Raw genomic sequence first — 18,433 nt, 5'->3', positions numbered from 1 at the left:
TCCCCGTCCCCTCGAAGGGTGAAACTCTCTCAGGAGTCCGGTCGCCGCGGGCAGTGTTCTGCCTGTCGGACCGCCCGAACGGCTCGGCAGAAAGGTGCACCGTCATGACCATCAGCGCGTTCGACCGGACCTCCATCGAGCGGGGCGTCACCCGCCGCGACGACGAGGCGAGGTCCTGGTTCCGCCGTATCGGACTCGAGGCGAGGCCGTCCGGCCCTCTGCGCGTCGTCGCCGACGTGCTCCGGAGCGGCACGTTCGACGTCGTCCGGCTCTGGCACACGGCGGCCCGGCTGCACCGCAGCGCGCCCCTCGGCTCCGGGATCCGGCTCCTCATCCCCCTCGAGGGCGAGATCGTCGTGCAGCCGGACGACCCCGCGGCGCTCGAGGTGCGCGTGCACGTCGGATGCATCGCGTATCTGCGGCGCAGCCACTCCTACACGCTCGTCACCGACGGGCCCAGCGCGCGGATCGAGATCGCCCTCGAGAGCCCGCTCCTCGGCCTCCTCGACTGGGAGGACGGCGGTGCGCTGGTGACCGAGGCGGACACCGCGGGCCGGGGCATCCTGCTGTCGACCGTCAACGCCACGTTCGGCTCCTCGCTCGACGCCGACTCGCCCGCGTTCCCGCTCGTGCGCGCGGCGATCGAGCAGCTCACGGGCGCCGTGCTGGCCACCTCGCTGCCCCGGGAGCGGACCGAGACCGTGCACACCCGCGCCCTCGCGCTCATCGCGGCGATGTCAGCGGATGCGAACCTCTCGGTGCAGGAGGTCTCGGAGCGTCTCGGGGTGCCCAAGCGGACGCTCCAGCGCGTGTTCGCGGCCAACGGCACGACCGTCTTCAACGAGATCCGACGTGCGCGGCTGGCGACGGCGCGGGCGGTCCTCGGCGATCTGTCGGCCCCTCCCGTTCCGGGCCACGCGATGAGCGGCTACCTCCGCTCGCAGCGGTTGCAGCGGGATCTCCGGCACCTCGAGCCGGAGGCGTCCGAAGGGCTGCACTGACGGTACTCGCCCGCCTCCCCTCTCCGACGATAGGGAGGGGAGGCGTGCCCGTGCAGGCGGATCTCGAAGCAGCAGTCGGGCGCCTCCCTCCGACGTGCGCTCGGCGGGCCTACTCTGGCCCGACCGGTTCTCCGTCACCCCTCCCCGCTGTGCCGGCGGGAGCCGGCCGCACCCGTCTCCGCCCCCGAGGATCATCCACTCATGATCGACACCGACAGCCGCGCCGCACTCCTCGCCGTCATCGATCAGCACCGCGCGTCCGCCGCGGTCGACCTCGAGGGGTGCAGGCGTCCTGACTACCACGCTCCGGGCGGCCCCTCGTGACGCCGGATCCCGTCGCCCGACGGCTGACGTCCGCGGTCGACCAGGGCGACTGGACGGCGGTCCTCGACCTGCTGCGCTCCTCGTACACGCATCTCGTGCAGGTCGAGCCCGCGGTCCTCCTCCGTGCCCTCGAGCGCATGCCGCCGGAGGTCCTGGACCGGTCGCCGCGCCTGCGGATCGCGATGGCCCATCTCGGCCGCACCTTCCACGGCGACGGCTGGGTCGATCCGGCGCCCGGACGGCGGCCGCTGCCGGTGCCGCTGTCCGCGGCCGATCAGCTGAGCGTCTGGGCGGCACGGGGCTCGGTGTCGCGCGGCCAGGGACGGATGGAGGACGCCTTCCGGCTGATGGAGGACGCTCGGGCGCTGCTGAACCGGCTCGCCCCCCCTGGAAGAGGCCTCGCTCTCTGCCGCGCTTCCCGAACTCCTGCAGGAGTGGGCGCTCACCTGCGAGCAGGACTCGCGCCTCGAGGAGGCCCTCGAGCTCCACGCCTCCGCGCACGAGTGGGCGATGGTGATCGGCCATCGCACGATGACCGCCTCGACGGCGGGATCGGCGGCGCTCCTGGAGGCGGTCGCCGGCCGCAACACCGCCGCCAGCGACTGGCTCCGGCGAGCGCCCGACCTGGACTGCGCCGCCCGGTCGGCGAGGCCCGTCGTCGCCGCCGTCCTCGCCGAGGCGCTCCTCCGCGCTGATCGGCTCGACACCGACGGCGCCGCGCTGCTCCTGGACGGCCTCGACGGCACGGCCCTCGGGGAGCGCGGTCCGGCGGTCGACTTCGTCCGAGGCGTCGTCGCCCGCGGGCGGCCGCTGCTGTCGGACTCGGTCCTGCACGACGTCCGCGCGTCCCTGAGGGTCGCCGGGCCCCGGCCGGGACGGGGGCATCCCGAGATCCTCGACGCGGTCGAGGCCTTCGCCGACGCGGCGGAACGGCGGGTCCCGCAGGACGGACCGCTCTCGATGATGGCGCGGATCACCGCGGCGACCCGGGCGCTGTCGGCGCAGCTGCGCGGCGACGAGGCCACCGCGCGCCGACTCGCCGCGCCCCTCCTCGACTCCGCCGAGTGCCCCCGCGTGCTCATCCCTGCACTGCTCGCCGCCTCCGCCGACCCCGCCGGCGAGGTGGAGGAGGTCGCGGCGCTCGCGCACGCTCACGCGAGCTTCGGGGCGTTCGGCCTGCTCCCCGCCGACCGGCGGCAGCGGATCGCCGACGAGCTCGCGGCCTCCGGCGACCACGACGTGGCGGGGCGACTGCGTGCGATCGGCGAGCCGGCGGAGCTCACTCCGGCACGACGCCGGATCGCCTACGCGGCCGCCCGCGGCGCCTCCGCCCCCGACATCGCCGAGGAGAACGGGATCAGCGTCAACACCGTGAAGACCCAGCTGCGGGCGGTCTACCGCCGGCTGGGCGTGCGGTCGCGCGCCGAGCTCGCGGCGGCACTCGACGGGATCCCGGCGACGAGCCGGGGCGACGAGGCGCCGGAAGGCTGAGAGGCCCGCGGGCGGGAGCGCTCAGCGCGGGTAGGGCACCGACGCCGCGGGCCACGACGAGGCGAGCAGCTCGGAGCGGAGGCGGTGGTACTGCTGCACGGCGCTCAGGGAGTCGGTGCGGAACGCGATCGAGACCGCTCCGTCGCGCCAGTAGTCGTCCCAGCTCTCGTAGCGGGTGAAGACCCGGTCGCCGATCGCCTCGAGCAGCTGCCACGCGCGTTCCGCGGGCAGGTAGCCGGCGACGTAGGCGTAGCGGACGGCTCCGATCGCGCGCTCGGCGTCTCCCGCGAGCAGCAGCACCGGAGGCCGGCCGCCGAGCGGCTGGGCGCGCTCGAGCAGATGGAACTCGCTCTCGCCGGTGAGCGCGGCGACGCGGGAGCGCATCCGCTCGGCTTCATCGGACGCCGACACCTCGGCGAAGCGGGCCGACAGGGGGCCGACGGCGAGCACGTCGGCGACGAAGAGCTCGAGATCCTCGGCCGATGCGATGCGGAAGTCGCGATCGAGCGCAGCGCGCTGCTCGCTCAGCACGGGCATCGGCAGCTCCGTCCAGGGCGACCCCTTGGCGCCGTCGGCGAAGCGGGCGCGGAGCGGCTGCGGCAGCTCGGCCCACGTCGGCTGGAAGGCGAGGGACGAGTTCCACCCGCCGAAGGAGAAGTCGCTCACGGCGTCCAGAGCCAGCAGCTGCTGCTGACGGAGGGTCGGCGACGGGGTGCCCGCCTCGGCGAGGTAGGCGAGCTGCTCCCGTCGCGGAGCACCCGCATCGCGGACGGTGAAGACCAGCGAGCCGACGGCCAGGCCGATCGCCATGCCCACCGCGAACGTGAAGAAGGGGAAGGCGGGCTCGCCGCCCTCGTCCCCGGCGAGGCCGAGCACGAACCCGACGACTCCGAAGGGTGCCGCGAGGGCCGTCAGCAGCAGGGCACGGCGGGCGCCGGCCCGACCGGAGCCGCGTCGGCGCTGATCCGCGGCCCGGGTGAAGCGCAGGCGGGGGCGGACGGGGAACTCGACATCACCCGGGTGATTCTGCAGCGGCACGGTCGCAGCCTAGACGGAGGGCAGCACCGGGCCGAGACGGATGTCGGTGACGTGTGCGAGCCTCGAGGCATGAAACTCGCCGAAGCCCTCCTCGAACGGGCGGACCTGCAGAAGCGGATCGAGGCCCTCCAGTCGCGGATCGTCGCGAACGCCTCCTACCAGGAGGGCGAGGCTCCGGCCGAGGACCCGGCAGAGCTGCTCGCCGAGTGCACGCGGGCGCTCGCCGCACTCGAGCTGATCGTGACCGCGGTGAACCTGACGAACACGGCCGTGCTCACTCCCGACGGACGCACCCTCACCGCCGCCCTCGCCCGGCGCGAGACGCTGCGCGCCGAGCACTCGATGCTGGTGCGCGCGGCCGACGCGGCGGCCGGCTCGTGGGGTCGGCGCCAGATGAGGAGCGAGCTGCGGCAGCTGTCCGCTCTCCCCGTGAAGGAGCTGCGCACGCGCGCCGACGAGATCGCCCGCGAGCTGCGCGACCTCGACGCGGCGATCCAGCGCACCAACTGGGAGGCCGATCTGGTGGTCTGACGCGGAGCGCGGTGAGTCGGTAGGCGCACCCGGAGCGAGCACACACCGTCGGGCCGGCGGTTCATCCGGCCCACTGTCGACGCGGTGGGCAGCGTCACGGCTCCGGCCGTCACCACTCAGCCCCGCACCGAGGACCGGTGACCGCGCAGACAGGACACCTCATCACCACGTGCTGGCCGGACGCCGAGGGCGGGTTCGGGGACCTCACTGCGCTCCGGGGCGGGCCGCGGCGTCCGGCGACGGCGGGTCTCGAGACAACGCCGGCGGCTGCTCCACCAGCAGGGACGACGCGACGCCCCCGTGCGTCTTCACGATGGACGGCCGCGCCCGGGCACTGATCGAGCAGCCCGCGGTGCGGGCGCATCGAGATCCGCGCCGACCGGAGAGACGGCATGTCTCCAGGCGCCGCCCGCGGTGGCGGCTCGACGGGAGGGAAGTGCGCCTGAGCGCCCCTGACGGGCCTCCCGGTCATCGCCGCGGTGACGCCGATCGGCGGCTCTCCCAGCCCCGGGGTACCGCTTGGGACACGAGGTCCGTTCTGGGGGCAGAAGCCCCTTGACAGGGGACAAGGAGGCGAAGAGACTCTCGCTCGACGCCACCCGAAGGCGTCCAGCGACGCCACCCGAAGGCGTTCCCGCTCGGTCCTCCGCCTCACCCACGGAGGCACCGCGCGGAGTTTTGTGGATCCTCGAGGAAGAGGGACCAGATGTCAGGAAGAACTCCGCGTGCGAAGCGGACCCCTCACTCCGCGATCAGGCCGGGGCTCGCCGCGGCCCTCACGATCGCGTTGGCGGCGGGCATGGTCGGCGCGACGAACGGCGCGAGCCAGGCCGCATCCCCGGCGCACACGGCAGCGGTAGCACCGCACACGCACGCGACCGAGGAGGCCCCGCACGACCACACGGCCGCCGAGGCCGCACCGCACGACCACTCGAGCACCGAGGCCCTGGCCGTCGTGTCAGCCGCGGCGGTCGCTCCGGCGACCATCACCTGGCTGCAGCGAGCGTCGGCGGCCATCGCGCGCGCCGAAGCGGGCGGAGTCGCCGTCGGCGGGAAGCTGTACGTCTTCGGCGGGCAGTTCTCCGGAGTCACGCAGACGCTGCGCTCCGACCGCTACGACCCGGCGACGAACAGCTGGACGCGCCTGCGCGACCTCCCCGAGCTGATCACGCACGCGCCCGTCGTCGCCGACGGGACCACCCTGTGGATCCTCGGCGGCTACGTCGGACTCGACAAGAAGGACTCGTCGCGGCGGGTGTGGAAGTACGACATCCCGACCGACACGTACACGGCGGGTCCGGCACTGCCGGCCGCGCGCGGCGGCGGCGGCGCGGCGATCGTGGGCCGTCAGCTGCACTACCTGACGGGCGCCGTCCGGCAGGACTCGACGGGCGCCTCGACCGTCGACCACCCCGACCACTGGGTGCTCGACCTCGACGGCGGCACCACGTGGACGGCGTCGACGCCGGTGCCGAACCCCCGCAACCACGTCGGCACGGTCGTCCTGGGCTCGAAGATCTACGTGATCGGCGGGCAGCACCGCGAGAACGAGTCGGGCACTCCGCAGGTGCAGGTGGACGCGTTCGACGTGGTGACGAAGACGTGGACCCGACGCGCCGACCTGCCGGTCGCGCGCGGCCACATCAGCGCCTCCACCTTCGCGTGGAACGGCAAGGTCCTGGTGCTCGGCGGCTCCGAGGCGGGCGCGGTCTCCTCCCGGACCCTGTACGAGTACGACCCGGCGACCAACGCCTGGATCACGCGCACCAGCCTCCCCGAAGCGCTGAAGAGCCCGGTCGCCGACCTGATCGACGGGAAGATCATCGTCAGCGGTGGACGCACCGCGTCGGGTGCGACCACGAAGACGTGGTCAGGATCCACGACCACGTCGCCGTCGCCGTCCCCCTCGCCCTCCACCGGCACCGCCGGCGCCTGGAGCACCGGACCGGCCCTGCCGATCGACCTCCTCGACGCGGGCGGTGCCGCGATCGGCACGAAGATCTACGTGGTCGACGGCAAGACCAGCACCGGCCCCAAGTCGTCGCTGCGGATCTTCGACACCGCCACCTCCGCCTGGACCACCGGGGCCGGGCTGCCGGGCAGCGCGGTCGAGAACCCCGCGGTAGTCGCGCACAACGGCAAGCTCTACGCCTTCGGCGGATCGACCGGTCCGTTCTCGGGGGCGTCCAGGAGCCTGTACCGCTACGACCCGGCGACCAACGCCTGGACGGCGCGGGCGAGCATGGCGACCGGCCGCGGAGGAGTCGCGGGCGTCGTCGTCGGCGGCAGGATCTGGGCGATCGGCGGGATGGACTCGACCGGCGCCTCGCTGAAGACGACCGAGAAGTACGACATCGCGACCAACACCTGGTCGGCCGGTCCGTCGCTCCTGACTGCTCGCGACAACCCCGGGGCCGCGGTCGTCAACGATCGGATCCACGTCTTCGGTGGCCGCACCCGACTGGCGAGCGGCACCGAGGTCAACCCGAACCTCGCGAGCGCCGAGATGCTGAACCCGCTCTCGGGGGGCTGGCTGTCGCGCGCTCCGATGCCCACCGGGCGCCGCACCATGGCGGTCGGAGTCGTGAACGGACGCGTGATCGCGGCGGGCGGCGAGAAGCAGCCGAGCGGAGCGACCTGGCCGCAGACGCAGGAGTACGACCCTGCGACGAACACCTGGCGCTCGCTGCCGAACATGATCACGCCCCGCCACGGTGCCGTCGGCGCCGTCGTCTCGGGCAGGCTGCACGTCATCGCGGGCGGCCCCCGAGGCGGATCGTCCTACAGCCGGGTGCACGAGATCCTCACCCCGACGAGCGCGTCGTCACCGTCGCCGGCGACTCCGCCGCCGACGCCCACTCCCTCCGGAGCGACGTCGGTCAAGGTGCGCTTCGCCACCGCGACCGCGACCCCTCCCACCGGCTACCTCGCCGACTGGGGGCAGCCCTACGGAGCTCGCACGAGCGCCGGCCAGGGAAGCGGCCGGAGCTACGGCTGGGTCCGCGACGGCTCGAGCACCGCGATCGACCTCACGTTGAACGGCCGCCTGCGCACCGGGACCCCCACCCTGGACACCCGGCTGACCGGTGTCATGCACATGGACTGGCGAGGAGGCACCACGGGGACCAGAGGTGCGGGCTCGTGGGAGATGGCCGTTCCGAACGGCCTGTACTCGGTGACGATCTCGGTCGGCGACGCGGGGAACTACTTCGACAGCGTCGACCAGGTCAGCATCGAGAACCAGAACGCGGTCGCGAGGTTCGTGCCCAGCGATGAGGACCGGTTCCGGACGGCCGTCCGGACGGTGCAGGTCTCGGACGGACGGCTCACGCTGAGTCCCCGCGGCGGAACCAACACGAAGATCAACTTCGTCGAGGTCGAGCCGGTGCCGGCGAGCCCGGACCGCCCGCAGGTGGCGAGCGTCACCCCGGTCAACCTCACCACCGGCGCGACCCGCGACATCAGCGTCACCGCCGGCCTGGCCGTGACGGCGGGAGGGATCGCCACGTCGACGCTCACCCGGGAGACGGTGCGGCTGAGCGTGGCCGCCGACGGCTCGTCGGTCCCGGCCAATGTGAACACCAGCGGCGGCGGCGACGTCATCGTCCTCACTCCCGACGCCCCGCTCGTCGCGGGCACCACCTACCGCTTCGACGTGACGAGCGCGGTGCGGGACGTGTCCGGCAACGCCTTCCACCCCTGGTCGAGCGTCTTCACGGTGGGCACGGCCAGCGAGGGCACCGGCATCACCGGAGTGGCCTTCGACCAGGTCGCGACGACCGCGACCGGGCAGGGCTTCACCAGCGTGGCGATGGGCCCCGACGGCAAGCTCTACGCGGCGACGCTGGACGGGTACCTGTTCCGGTACCCGGTCGCGGCCGACGGGTCGCTGGGCACCGGCGAGCGGATCGACACGATCCGGACGCTCGCCGGCGGAGCGCGGACGGTGATCGGCCTCGCGTTCGACCCGGCCGCCACGGCCGCGAACCCGATCCTCTGGGTCACCGAGAACCGCAAGTACGTCGGCGTCTCGGACGTGCCGGACTGGACCGGGAAGATCGTCCGCCTGTCGGGCGCCGCGCTGCAGAACGGCCAGGACGTCGTCGTCGGACTGCCTCGCTCGGCCCGCGACCACGAGAGCAACTCGCTCGCCTTCAAGGACGGGATGCTCTACCTCACCCAGGGCAGCAACACGGCGATGGGCGCCCCGGACTCCGCGTGGGAGTACCGACCCGAGAGCAAGCTCAGCGCCGCCGTGCTGCGCCTCGACCCGGCGAAACTGCCCGCGACCCTGCCGCTGAACGTCAAGACCGCGGAGGGAGGCACGTACGACCCGTCCGCGCCCGGCGCGGCCCTGACGCTCTACGCGACCGGAGTGCGCAACGCCTACGACCTGATCTGGCACAGCAACGGGCGCCTCTACGTGCCGACGAACGGATCCGCCCGCGGCGGCGCCTTCCCGGCGACCCCCGCGACGCTCCCCTCGTCGTGCACCTCCCGGATCGACGGCCCCTGGACCGGACCGAGGGCGCCGGGAGTCGGCTCCAATCCGGTCGACGAGACGGACTGGGTCTTCAAGGTGGCCCAGGGCGGCTACTACGGCCACCCCAACCCGTCGCGCTGCGAGTGGGTCTTCAACGGAGGCAACCCCACCTCGGCGCAGGACGCGTTCGAGGCGACCGCCTACCCCGTGGGCGTCCTTCCCGACCGCAACTACCGCAAGGCCGACGTGTTCGACGCCGGGCTGCACGCGTCGGCGAACGGGGTGATCGAGTACCTCGGCGGCGGCTTCGGCGGCGCACTGAAGGGCAAGCTCATCGTCGTCCGCTACAGCGCGAGTCAGGACCTGATGGTGCTGGACCCGAGCGGTGCCGACGGCACCATCGTGAACCGGACGCTCGGGGTGGTCGGCTTCAAGGGCTTCGACCAGCCGCTCGACGTGGCGCAGCACGCCGCCTCGGGGAGCATCTACGTCACCGAGCTGGGTGGGCGGAAGATCACCCGCCTCGTTCCGCGCGGCTGACGCGCGCCGGCCGTCGACTCCTGCGAGCGCCGGCCGGCCCTCCCCCCGCGACCGCTGCTCCGCGGTCGCGTCCCCACCGCGGAACCCGTCGTCGCCACCCGGTGCCGTCACCGCGGCTCGACGGGCGTCGTCCGCCGACACCTCCGCGTCGGCGGCGCCCCTCCTGCGCAGCCCACAGACCCCGTGCCCCGAAGGACCATCATGAAGTTCAGAATCGTCTCCGCAGTGACCGCGGCAGTGACCGCCGTGGTCCTGCTCGTCGCCCCGACCGCCGCGGGCCTCGGATCGAGCGCCTCCCGATCAGCGACCGGAGCGGTGTCGATGGCGCAGACTCCGGTGACTCCCGCCGCCACGGCGTCGGCGACGGAGCTGCTGCAGTTCCTCTCGGCGCTGCAGCACCGCTCGAGCGACAAGTTCCTGACGGGCCAGTTCGTGGCTCCGAACTACGGCCGCCCCGAGCGGTCGACGCCGGGCATCACCCTGACCACCGTGCAGGACTGCTGGAACTACCACATCGGGCGCGTGCAGACCGCGACGGGCGAGTCCCCCGCGCTCGTCGGCTTCGATCTCACGAACCGCACGTTCGACAAGAGCGGGACGGCGACGACCGCCGCCAACATGCCCAGCGACAGCAACATCCTGGCTCCCTCGATCGCGCACGCGGCGAACGGCGGCGTCGTCACGCTGAGCTGGCACGCCTCGAACCCGTGGACCGCGGAGGACGCCTGGTCGCGCATCCCCGCCGGGCACACCCTGTCCGAGGCGTACACGCCCGGCACCGCCGCCTACGGGGAGTACATGCAGTGGCTCACCCGGGTCGGCGACATCCTGCAGCACTACTCGGACGCGGGCGTGCCGGTGGTCTGGCGTCCGTTCCACGAGATGAACGGGACCTCGTTCTGGTGGGGGTACCACGCCAGCGGCGCGGCTCCGGCGGCCCAGTACACGGCGCTGTGGAAGCACATGTACGACTACCTGACCGTGCAGCGCGGGCTGACGAACGTGCTCTGGGCGTGGTCGCCGAACAGCGGCACGGCGTTCGGCCGGGCGATCACCGATCGCTACCCGGGCGACGCCTACGTCGACGTGCTGGGCCACGAGCGCTACTGGAGGGAGCTGACCGACACCGCCCGGTACGACTGGATGATCCAGAAGAACAAGGTGATCCTGTTCACCGAGGCGGGGCAGACCACGGGCACGTCCGCACCGTGGGACACCACCCAGATGCTGCGGGAGGTCCGCGGCCGCTTCCCGAAGGTCGTCGGGGCGATGAACTGGATGAAGACGACCGTCGACTACAGCATCATCGGCAATCTCAACGCACCCGCCTACATGAACGACCCCCTCAGCCTGACCCTGGACGAGATGCCGGGCCGGATCTCCGACAACTCCGCTCCGACGGTCCTCTACAGCGGGATCTGGACCCATTCGGCCGACGCGGGCTACTACTCCGGCACCAAGTCGGTCTCGAACCGCGCCGGCGCGCGGGCGGCCCTCACGTTCACCGGCACCTCGGTGTCGGTCTGGGGGCGGAGGATCGCCACCAACCCCGGGAAGTTCGACCTCTACGTCGACGGGCGGCTCCAGCAGGCGAACATCAGCACGGCCGCGTCCGTGAACCAGTTCGGGATGAAGCTCGCCGAGGTCACGGGGCTGGCCGCGGGGACGCACACCGTCGAGGTCCGGCTGACGAATCCGGTGGGCTACGTCGGCTTCGACTACTTCGGCGTGAAGTGAGCGCGGCCGGTGCTCAGCCGAGGGCGCGGAGCAGGCCCGCCGGTGCTCCGCCGAGCGCGCGGAGCTGCGCGGCGAAGAAGGCGAGCGAGCGGTCGACCTCGGGCAGCGACGGCGTGCGGTTGAGGTGCCCGTGGGGCATGCCCGCCGCGAGGTACCCCGTCGCGGCGACGCCCGCCTCCGCCAGCTGACGCAGGAGGAGCTCGGCCGAGCCGCGCAGTTCGTCGAACTCGCTCACCAGCACCGAGATCGGCGGGAGCCCGGCGAGCGGGGCGGCTCCGGGCAGGGCGTCGGACGGCAGAGCAGAGAGGCGGCCGACGTAGTTCTGCACCATCGCCTCGATGCTCGAGGCGGGGAAGCGCATCGCGGCCGGCAGCGTCAGCAGCTCGCGCACGACGTCGTCGTCGACGGTCGGGTTCGGGAAGTGCGCGAACGGGTAGGCGAGGAGGACGTGCTCGGGCCCGGGCGCCCCGGCGTCGCGCTCGCGCAGCGCGGTGGCGAGGGCGAGCGCGGCACCGGCGCTCGCCCCGCCGATCGCGACAGGGTGCTCGCGCGGGGTCTCGGCGCGCACGTGCCGCCACGCGGCGTGCACGTCGTCGAGCGGCACGGGGTAGCGGATGCTCGCGCTGGCGAGCCTGTAGCCGACCGACACGACACGGGCGCCCGAGCGGCCGGCGAGCTCGGCCGAGACGACGTGCGACTCCGGCATGTCGAGGTCGCCCGCGGCGAAGCCGCCGCCGTGCACCCAGAGCAGTGCCCGACCGGACGGCTCCGCGGGCTCGTAGGTCCGCAGCGGCACGGGGCCGTGCGGGCCTTCGATCGTGGCGTCCGAGACGCTGACACCCTCCGACAGCGTCCACGGGGCGGGATCCACGGCGAACTCGGCGAGGCGGGCCGCCTGCTCCGGATCGAGCGGATCGGTGACGTCCTCGAGCAGGTGCACGCGGGCGGCGAGGTACGGGTCGAGCGGCACGGGCGCCTCCAGGTCGTGGGTACGCCGACACGCTACCGAGCGCGGCGCTCCAGCAGGACCACTCCGTCGAGCAGCACTCCCTCGTGGCCGTCGGGCCCGGAGGCGGTGCGCTCGCGCGTGCCGACGACGCGCTCGATCCACTCGGTCGGGTCGAAGGCGAGCTCGGCGAGCTCCTCCTCGGGCGAGGGCAGGTGCTGCACGGGGTGCTTGTGGCCCGACCAGGGCGGAGGGGCGGCGTGCGTGACGATCGCGAGGCGTCCGCCCGGAGCGACGAGATCGCCCGCGCGCCGCAGGATCGCGGTGCGCGGCAGCTCGACCATCGAGTGCAGGAAGCTCGCGCAGACGAGATCGAACGGCCCGGCGGTCGGCCAGTCAGCGCCGAGGTCGGCCTGCCGGAACTCGACGGCGAGTCCGCGGTGCTCCGCCTCCTGTCGGGCGCGGCCGAGCGCGGTCTCGGAGAGGTCGAGGCCGGTGACGCTCCAGCCCTGTGCGGCGAGCCAGAGGGCGTCGCCGCCCTCGCCGCAGCCCAGATCGAGGGCGCGGCCGGGCGGCAGGTCCTGGACGAGGTCGACGAGCGCGGCGTTGGGCCGGCCCGACCAGATGCGATCGGAGTCGGCGTAGCGCGCCTCCCAGTGGTCGCGTGCGGTGGTCATCGCGGTTCCTTCCGTCGTGGTCGAGGATGCCGGGTGCGGGGCGGCGGGGCGAGCGGTCGTGCTGGAACAGCAGGAGTCGCCTCTCGGGGAGGGGTTCCGCGACGCCGGGAGCGCCGATTAGCGTCGGGGGCATGGCCCTCCGACTCGAAGAGATCATCGTCGACTGCACCGACTTCCGGATGCTCGGGCACTGGTGGCAGGAGGCGCTCGGCTGGGACGTCGTGGACGAGGACGACGAGGGCATCGAGCTGCTCCCTCCGTCGGGCCGCGGGCCGAGCCTGCTGTTCTTGAACGTGCCGGAGCGCAAGAGCGTCAAGAACCGCCTGCATCTGGACTTCGTGCCGGACGACCAGGACGCCGAGGTCGCGCGCCTGCTCGGGGCGGGCGCATCCCGGGTGGACGTGGGTCAGGGCGAGCAGTCCTGGGTCGTGCTCGCGGATCCGGAGGGGAACGAGTTCTGCATCCTTTCCGCGAGGGAGTGACCGGCAAGCCCTTCCCATGCATCCGCATGGAGACTTCCTGAGAAGTCAAGGGTAGAACGAGCGTTCTCCTCCCCCTAGCATCGGTGCGAACCACCCCGGACGGGTGGTACCGAGTCGAGGGAGAGACCGTGAACGCATACGAAGGGCCCGTGGCGGCCGTGGGTGCGTCGCAGGCGCAGCAGCAGCGCGAGATGCTCGTCGGACGCGTGCTCGCCTCGCGCGGCTCCGGGCTCTACGCCTACGCCTACCGGCTCACGCTGTCGGAGTCGGCGGCCGGCGCCGCCCTGCAGAACGCCGCCGTCACCCTCCGCAGCGGTTCGCCGCAGGTCGTCGACGAGGCGTCGGCGCTCGAGCTCGCGCGCACCGAGATCGGCCGGGCGAGCCTGGAGCGCGGCGAGCAGGCGGTGGCCGTCGTCGCACCGGCCCGCCTGCGCGACGAGGACCTGCTCCGCTCGGGCTTCCACCGCCGCCTCCACGCTCTGCCCACGCTCCAGCGCCAGTGCTGGCTGCTGCGGCACACCGGCCGGCACGACCTCGACGCGATCGCGGAGATCCTCGGCGTCACGCAGGAGCAGGTGCGCTCCTCGCTCGCCGCCGCAGCGTGCGCGCTGGTCGAGGGGGAGCTCGCGGAGGCGGAGGGCGCCGAGTAGGCGCTCCTCCGCACTCTCACGAGGGGCCCGAGAGGCGCCGGGTCGAGCCGGCGGCACCCCTCAGGCGCTCAGGACCCGGGGACTCGCCCCGGGAAGTGCGTCAGTCGAGGTACTCGATGTCGTCCCACGGCTCCTGGACGTCGCCCGTGTCGCGGTCGTCGTCCGGAACCTCGTGGTCCTCGAAGATCACCGGCACGCCCGGCGACACCAGCGCGCTGACCTGACGGTTGCCGACCACCACGAAGTCGACCATGCCGCCACCGGCCCGGGACGCCTCGGTCGTCGACTGCTTGAGTCCCGCGACATCCGCCCCCTGCGAGAGCCCGTAGGTCTTGCCGTCGATCGTGACGGTGGTTCGGATCATCAGGTGGCGCTCCTCGTATCGGTCGTGTCGAGACTACGAACCGGGCGGAACCCGCTCCAGGCCTTGCGGACGGCGCGAAGGACTGGCACGGGACGCCGGTCGGGCGAGCGGTGGCGGGAGGATGAGCGGATGATCCGGCTCCTGCGCTCGCTCCGGCACCTGCTCGCCGCCCGCCTCGGGGACCTCGGCGCGGGCCTCCTCGCCTCCGCTCTCGACCGCGCGGCCGCGCACGACCCGCGCGGGGCCGCGGCGCCCGCGTGGCACTCCTCCGCCCCTCGCGTCAACGGGGGCGCGGCGGGCGAGGAGCGCGACGTAGCGTTGCCCGCGAACCGCACGATCCGACACGACCAGAAGGAGGATCCGATGACCGACAAGACCACACCCGGCGACGTTCCCGACACCGAGACCGTCGATCCGGAGCACGTCGACCCCGACACCGCGACCGACCCCGAGGGCGACCCGGTCGAGAACCCGTCGGGCTGACGCCCGCTCGTCACGGAAGCCCCGAGCCGCTCCGGCGCCTCGGGGCTTCGTCGCGTCCGGGGCCTGGTGCGTCTTCCGCGCCAGTCGTCTCGGTCGCGGAGCCAAGCGGGAGTACAGCTTGTACACTGCGTACACACCGACCGAAGGATCCACTTCGCCCATGCCCCTCACCGTCGACTACCCGACCGCGTCCGACGCCCGCAAGCACCTCAAGGACGTCCTCGACTCCGTGCAGCGCGGGAGGATCGTCACGGTCCGCCGGGACGAGCTCGTCTCGGCCGTCGTGCCCGCAGACCGACTCCGCGACTACTTCTTCCACACCGTCTCCCCCCGGGTCTCGCTCACACGGGAGGACGACCGCGTCATCGCACTGATGGACGATCGGCCGTTCGTCTCGGAGGGAGCGGACGTCGACGACGCTCTCGACGACCTGGCGCTCTCCCTCCGCGAGTACGCCGAGGACTGGGAGGATCGCCTTCAGCACGCCCCGAACCACGCCGGGAACTGGGCGCTCGTGCAGTTGATCAAGCTGTCGACCGAGGAGGAGCTCCTCGCCTGGTTCCGGCACGGCGGTGAGTGAGAAGCGACCCCCCGCCACCCGTGAGCACCACGACCGGTTCTGCGAGACCGAGGAGTGGGTGCTGGTCCGGGGCGCCAGCGGGAAGCCCGTCACCCACCACCGCACCTACGAGCTGACCCTGTGGGACGGCCGGATCCTCCGCACGAGGATCTCGCGACCGGTCGACAGGAGCGAGTACGCCGCCGCGATGTGGTCGCACATCCTCCGCACGCAGCTCGAGGTCGTGCACGACGTCTTCTGGGCCTGCGTGCTCGAGGGTGTGCGGCCCGATCGAGGAGAGCCGCGGCCGCTCCCGCCGAGGCGATCGGTGCCCCTGTACCTGCGCGATGCGCTGCGCGATCAGGGGGTATCGGACGACGACATCCTGGGGCTCGACGCCGCCGGTGCCGCCGAGCTCCTGGCCCGGATGTACACGAACCGGGGCGAGTGACTGTGGCGCCGTTGGGCACGTCCTGCTGCTCCGAGCGGCTCGACGCCGCGAAGAGTGCCCAACGACGGTCCCCAGGGGTCAGGCCGACTCGACGTAGCGGCCGAAGCGGCGGTCGCGGGCCAGCAGGGCCTCGCGGGCGGAGTCGTGGCGCAAGTCCTGCACGCGCAGGACGACGAGGAGGTGGTCGCCCGCGTCGTGCACCTGCTCGACGGAGCACTCGAGGTGCAGCGCGGCACCGTCGATGGTCACGGCTCCGGCCTCCGAGGCGGTCCACGCGACTCCGGCGAACCGGCCCGCCCGGTCGCGCGACGCGATCCGCAGCACCGCCGCGTCCTGATCCGAGCCCAGCACCGAGACTCCGAGACGCGCCGCACCGGCCAGGTGCGGCCAGGTGCTGGAGGAGCGCTGCACCGCGATCGTGCACAGCGGCGGATCGAAGCTGACGCCGAGGGCCAGGGTCGCCACCACCATGCCGACCGGGGCGCCGTCGACGAGGGCGGCGATCGCGGCGACCGGAGTCGGGACCGCGCGGTGCGGCTGCACCACCGCGTCCAGGAGGGTCACCGCGCCTCGCCCACCCGGAACGCGGAACCGGGGTGCCCGGCGGGCAGCGTCGGCACGCCGCGTCCGAGGATCCGCTCGCGCATCGATCCGGAGCGGGGCGTCTCGGGCAGCATGCCGCGCTCGCGCAGCAGCGGCATCACCTGCTCCGCGAAGTCGCGGTACGTCTCCCACGAGCCGTAGGTGTACTCGATCAGGAAACCGTCGACGTCGGTGCGGTCGACGATCTCCTGCAGCTGATCGGCGACCGACTCCGCGGTGCCGGTGACGCGCATGCCTCCGATCGAGGACGTGATCACGTCGAGGATCTCGGCGACGGTCGGGCTGTACTCGGGCTGCTGGAACATGGCGAGCATGGTCTGACCGACCTCGGTGGTCACCTCGGCCAGGGTCGCGTCGAGCGGGAACGACATCAGGTCGACGCCGCTCCAGCCCATGAACAGCGCGGCGGCGGCCTCGCGCGAGGGCGTCGCGTCGAGCTCGGCCCGCAGGCGCGCGGCCTCCTCCTCCGTGTCGCCGACGATGATCGAGACGGAGGGGATGACCGTGATGTGCCGCGGGTCGCGGCCGTTCGCCTCGGCCCGCGCCCGCAGGTCGGCGACGGTGGCGGCGGCCTTGCCGAGGTCGCGGTCCTGGATGAAGACGCACTCGCCGTAGCGGCCGGCGAAGGCGCGGCCGGCCGAGGAGGTGCCCGCCTGCAGCAGGAGCGGCGTGCGCTGCACCGACGGGATGGCCGGGAAGTAGCCGTCGTAGCGGAAGTACTCCCCCTCGTGGGTGATGCGGTGCACCTTCGCGGGGTCGGCGTAGGTCCGGGTCGCCTTGTCGTAGACGACCGCGTCGTCCTCCCACGCGCCCTCCCAGAGCTTCAGGCACAGCTCGACGAACTCGGTGGCGCGGCGGTAGCGCTCGTCGTGGGGCGTGACTCCGTCGTGCCCGAGGAGCTTGGTGAGCGCGACCTGGTTGTCGGAGGTGACGATGTTCCAGGCGATGCGGCCCTTCGTCAGGTGATCCAGCGTGGTGAAGGTGCGGGCGTTGAGGTAGGGCTGCTGCGCGGTGGTGGAGGCGGTGACGACGAAGCCGAGGCGGTCGACGGTGGCGGCGAGCCCGCTGACGAGGGCGAGCGGATCGTGCACGGGCACCTGCACGGCCTCGCGGATCACGACCTCGGGCACGTCGTCGCCGCTCATCGGGTAGCCGAGCGCCTCGGCGAGGAAGAGGAAGTCGAAGCCGGCGTCCTCCAGCTTCCGCGCGAGGTCCTGCCAGTACTCCAGAGTCGCGAATCCGCTCGTGTCACCGCGGGGGTGGTGCCAGGCGTTGCTGATGAAGTTCGGCGTGAACTCCTCGAACGCGCCGAGGAAGATCTGCTTGGTCACGGGTGCCGCCCTTCGATGGCGATCGGATGCTCCCGATCGGAGGGCTGATAACCTCGCGTTATCAACACGGCGATGATAACCAGGAGTAATCAGCTGCCGCAAGACCGCACCACCGCACCACCCGGAGGACCGATGAGCGACGATGCTGCGGAGGCACCTGCCCTCGCTTCCGAGATCGGCGCGCTCGTCCGCGCCCTGCGGACCTCCCGCGGCCTGTCGATGCGGGCGCTCGCGGCCGAGGCCGGCGTCTCGCAGCCGTTCCTCTCGAAGCTCGAGAACGGCCGGCTGCTGCCCAGCCTCTCGACCCTCTACGCCCTGGCCGCGGCGTTCGACGTACCGCCGGCCGAGCTGGTGCCGGCGATCGCCTCCTCCGACGACACCACCCCGGAGGCGCACCTGCGCGCGAGCGACGCACCGCACGCCCCGCGCGCGCGGCTGGTCGCGGGGGGACCCGGGCGCCGGACGGAGGCGTACCTCTTCACCGCGCAGCCGGGCCAGTCCGACGACGTCGACTTCGCGCATCCGGGCGAGGAGTTCGTCTTCGTGACCGAGGGGGCCGCCGTGCTGACCTACGCCGACGGGGCGTCCCGCACGGTGTCGGCGGGCGAGTCGATCACGATCGAGACGACGCGCCCGCACCGCTGGTCGGTGCCGGCCGACGCGGCCGGGGCGGCGCGCTACCTGCTGGTGACGACGCACTCCGGCTGAGGGCCCGGCGCGCGAGACCGCGAGATGCCACTCC

General features: G+C 72.8%; 18 protein-coding genes. 12 read left to right on the top strand and 6 right to left on the bottom strand.

Annotation, left to right across the window (positions count from 1 at the left end):
• Window positions 1-104: 104 nt before the first annotated feature.
• The 3 genes from ASF48_RS01160 (at window position 105) to ASF48_RS01150 (ending at window position 2,816) form a co-directional block, all read left to right on the top strand.
• The gene (locus tag ASF48_RS01160) at window positions 105-1,001 is read left to right on the top strand and encodes a hypothetical protein (RefSeq protein WP_055785125.1); all 897 of its coding nucleotides are present in this window, start codon (window positions 105-107) and stop codon (window positions 999-1,001) included.
• A gap of 201 nt (window positions 1,002-1,202) precedes the next feature.
• A complete protein-coding gene (locus ASF48_RS19995) occupies window positions 1,203-1,325 on the top strand; it encodes a hypothetical protein (RefSeq protein WP_268788492.1) in 123 nt (40 codons plus the stop codon).
• A gap of 510 nt (window positions 1,326-1,835) precedes the next feature.
• A complete protein-coding gene (locus ASF48_RS01150; RefSeq protein ID WP_055785119.1) occupies window positions 1,836-2,816 on the top strand; it encodes a helix-turn-helix transcriptional regulator in 981 nt (326 codons plus the stop codon).
• A 21-nt stretch (window positions 2,817-2,837) separates the two neighbouring features.
• Here the strand turns inward: ASF48_RS01150 and ASF48_RS01145 are convergent, their stop codons facing one another.
• Window positions 2,838-3,854 carry a DUF1266 domain-containing protein gene (locus ASF48_RS01145; protein ID WP_055785116.1) on the bottom strand — a complete coding sequence of 339 codons (1,017 nt, stop codon included), beginning with the start codon at window positions 3,852-3,854 and terminating at the stop codon, window positions 2,838-2,840.
• A 69-nt stretch (window positions 3,855-3,923) separates the two neighbouring features.
• On the opposite strand from ASF48_RS01145, the gene ASF48_RS01140 reads away from it, so the two are divergent.
• The 3 genes from ASF48_RS01140 (at window position 3,924) to ASF48_RS01130 (ending at window position 11,145) form a co-directional block, all read left to right on the top strand.
• Window positions 3,924-4,385, top strand: coding sequence for a DIP1984 family protein (locus ASF48_RS01140; protein ID WP_055785113.1), 462 nt, complete (start codon window positions 3,924-3,926; stop codon window positions 4,383-4,385).
• 706 nt (window positions 4,386-5,091) lie between these two features.
• Window positions 5,092-9,408 (top strand): Kelch repeat-containing protein, encoded by a 4,317-nt coding sequence (locus tag ASF48_RS18820; protein ID WP_082480899.1) that lies wholly within the window; start codon window positions 5,092-5,094, stop codon window positions 9,406-9,408.
• A gap of 201 nt (window positions 9,409-9,609) precedes the next feature.
• Window positions 9,610-11,145: a glycosyl hydrolase gene (locus ASF48_RS01130; RefSeq protein ID WP_055785110.1), complete on the top strand. Its 1,536-nt coding sequence runs from the start codon at window positions 9,610-9,612 to the stop codon at window positions 11,143-11,145.
• A 13-nt stretch (window positions 11,146-11,158) separates the two neighbouring features.
• Here the strand turns inward: ASF48_RS01130 and ASF48_RS01125 are convergent, their stop codons facing one another.
• On the bottom strand, window positions 11,159-12,115 hold the full coding sequence (locus tag ASF48_RS01125; RefSeq protein WP_055785107.1) for an alpha/beta hydrolase fold domain-containing protein: 957 nt from the start codon (window positions 12,113-12,115) through the stop codon (window positions 11,159-11,161).
• A gap of 32 nt (window positions 12,116-12,147) precedes the next feature.
• On the bottom strand, window positions 12,148-12,768 hold the full coding sequence (locus ASF48_RS01120; RefSeq protein WP_055785104.1) for a class I SAM-dependent methyltransferase: 621 nt from the start codon (window positions 12,766-12,768) through the stop codon (window positions 12,148-12,150).
• Window positions 12,769-12,899: 131 nt separating this feature from the next.
• On the opposite strand from ASF48_RS01120, the gene ASF48_RS01115 reads away from it, so the two are divergent.
• Both ASF48_RS01115 and ASF48_RS01110 read left to right on the top strand, forming a co-directional pair.
• The gene (locus ASF48_RS01115; protein ID WP_055785101.1) at window positions 12,900-13,250 is read left to right on the top strand and encodes a VOC family protein; all 351 of its coding nucleotides are present in this window, start codon (window positions 12,900-12,902) and stop codon (window positions 13,248-13,250) included.
• Window positions 13,251-13,378: 128 nt separating this feature from the next.
• Window positions 13,379-13,900 carry a hypothetical protein gene (locus ASF48_RS01110; protein WP_157603004.1) on the top strand — a complete coding sequence of 174 codons (522 nt, stop codon included), beginning with the start codon at window positions 13,379-13,381 and terminating at the stop codon, window positions 13,898-13,900.
• 100 nt (window positions 13,901-14,000) lie between these two features.
• Here ASF48_RS01110 and ASF48_RS01105 read toward each other — a convergent pair whose 3' ends face one another.
• Window positions 14,001-14,264: a hypothetical protein gene (locus ASF48_RS01105; protein ID WP_055785095.1), complete on the bottom strand. Its 264-nt coding sequence runs from the start codon at window positions 14,262-14,264 to the stop codon at window positions 14,001-14,003.
• A 129-nt stretch (window positions 14,265-14,393) separates the two neighbouring features.
• Between ASF48_RS01105 and ASF48_RS01100 the strand changes: the two genes are divergently transcribed.
• From ASF48_RS01100 to ASF48_RS01090, 3 genes are all read left to right on the top strand, one after another.
• Window positions 14,394-14,747: a hypothetical protein gene (locus ASF48_RS01100; RefSeq protein WP_055785092.1), complete on the top strand. Its 354-nt coding sequence runs from the start codon at window positions 14,394-14,396 to the stop codon at window positions 14,745-14,747.
• Between the two features lie 160 nt (window positions 14,748-14,907).
• Entirely contained in the window at window positions 14,908-15,327 is a 420-nt protein-coding gene (locus tag ASF48_RS01095) for a hypothetical protein (RefSeq protein ID WP_055785088.1), read from the top strand.
• The gene (locus tag ASF48_RS01090; protein ID WP_055785085.1) at window positions 15,320-15,757 is read left to right on the top strand and encodes a hypothetical protein; all 438 of its coding nucleotides are present in this window, start codon (window positions 15,320-15,322) and stop codon (window positions 15,755-15,757) included. Before ASF48_RS01095 ends, ASF48_RS01090 begins: the two co-directional genes overlap by 8 nt.
• A 78-nt stretch (window positions 15,758-15,835) precedes the next feature.
• Here the strand turns inward: ASF48_RS01090 and ASF48_RS01085 are convergent, their stop codons facing one another.
• Entirely contained in the window at window positions 15,836-16,321 is a 486-nt protein-coding gene (locus ASF48_RS01085) for a flavin reductase family protein (RefSeq protein WP_055785083.1), read from the bottom strand.
• Complete coding sequence (locus ASF48_RS01080; RefSeq protein ID WP_055785080.1) at window positions 16,318-17,691, bottom strand: NtaA/DmoA family FMN-dependent monooxygenase; 1,374 nt, start codon at window positions 17,689-17,691, stop codon at window positions 16,318-16,320. Before ASF48_RS01080 ends, ASF48_RS01085 begins: the two co-directional genes overlap by 4 nt.
• Before the next feature lie 132 nt (window positions 17,692-17,823).
• Between ASF48_RS01080 and ASF48_RS01075 the strand changes: the two genes are divergently transcribed.
• Entirely contained in the window at window positions 17,824-18,399 is a 576-nt protein-coding gene (locus ASF48_RS01075) for a helix-turn-helix domain-containing protein (RefSeq protein WP_055785077.1), read from the top strand.
• Window positions 18,400-18,433 lie beyond the last annotated feature (34 nt).

The sequence above is a fragment of the Rathayibacter sp. Leaf299 genome (genome assembly GCF_001423055.1).
Lineage (GTDB): Bacteria > Actinomycetota > Actinomycetes > Actinomycetales > Microbacteriaceae > Rathayibacter > Rathayibacter caricis.
The sequence above is the reverse complement of the archived record's forward strand: the minus strand, read 5'-3'. Positions and strand labels throughout refer to the sequence as shown.

Coding starts and splice junctions, on each gene's coding strand:
- ASF48_RS19995 (WP_268788492.1), top strand. CDS start 1,203: ATGATCGACACCGACAGCCGCGCCGCACTCCTCGCCGTCATCGATCAG.
- ASF48_RS01130 (WP_055785110.1), top strand. CDS start 9,610: ATGAAGTTCAGAATCGTCTCCGCAGTGACCGCGGCAGTGACCGCCGTG.
- ASF48_RS01120 (WP_055785104.1), bottom strand. CDS start 12,768: ATGACCACCGCACGCGACCACTGGGAGGCGCGCTACGCCGACTCCGAT.
- ASF48_RS18820 (WP_082480899.1), top strand. CDS start 5,092: ATGTCAGGAAGAACTCCGCGTGCGAAGCGGACCCCTCACTCCGCGATC.
- ASF48_RS01140 (WP_055785113.1), top strand. CDS start 3,924: ATGAAACTCGCCGAAGCCCTCCTCGAACGGGCGGACCTGCAGAAGCGG.
- ASF48_RS01115 (WP_055785101.1), top strand. CDS start 12,900: ATGGCCCTCCGACTCGAAGAGATCATCGTCGACTGCACCGACTTCCGG.
- ASF48_RS01105 (WP_055785095.1), bottom strand. CDS start 14,264: ATGATCCGAACCACCGTCACGATCGACGGCAAGACCTACGGGCTCTCG.
- ASF48_RS01100 (WP_055785092.1), top strand. CDS start 14,394: ATGATCCGGCTCCTGCGCTCGCTCCGGCACCTGCTCGCCGCCCGCCTC.
- ASF48_RS01160 (WP_055785125.1), top strand. CDS start 105: ATGACCATCAGCGCGTTCGACCGGACCTCCATCGAGCGGGGCGTCACC.
- ASF48_RS01150 (WP_055785119.1), top strand. CDS start 1,836: ATGGTGATCGGCCATCGCACGATGACCGCCTCGACGGCGGGATCGGCG.
- ASF48_RS01075 (WP_055785077.1), top strand. CDS start 17,824: ATGAGCGACGATGCTGCGGAGGCACCTGCCCTCGCTTCCGAGATCGGC.
- ASF48_RS01095 (WP_055785088.1), top strand. CDS start 14,908: ATGCCCCTCACCGTCGACTACCCGACCGCGTCCGACGCCCGCAAGCAC.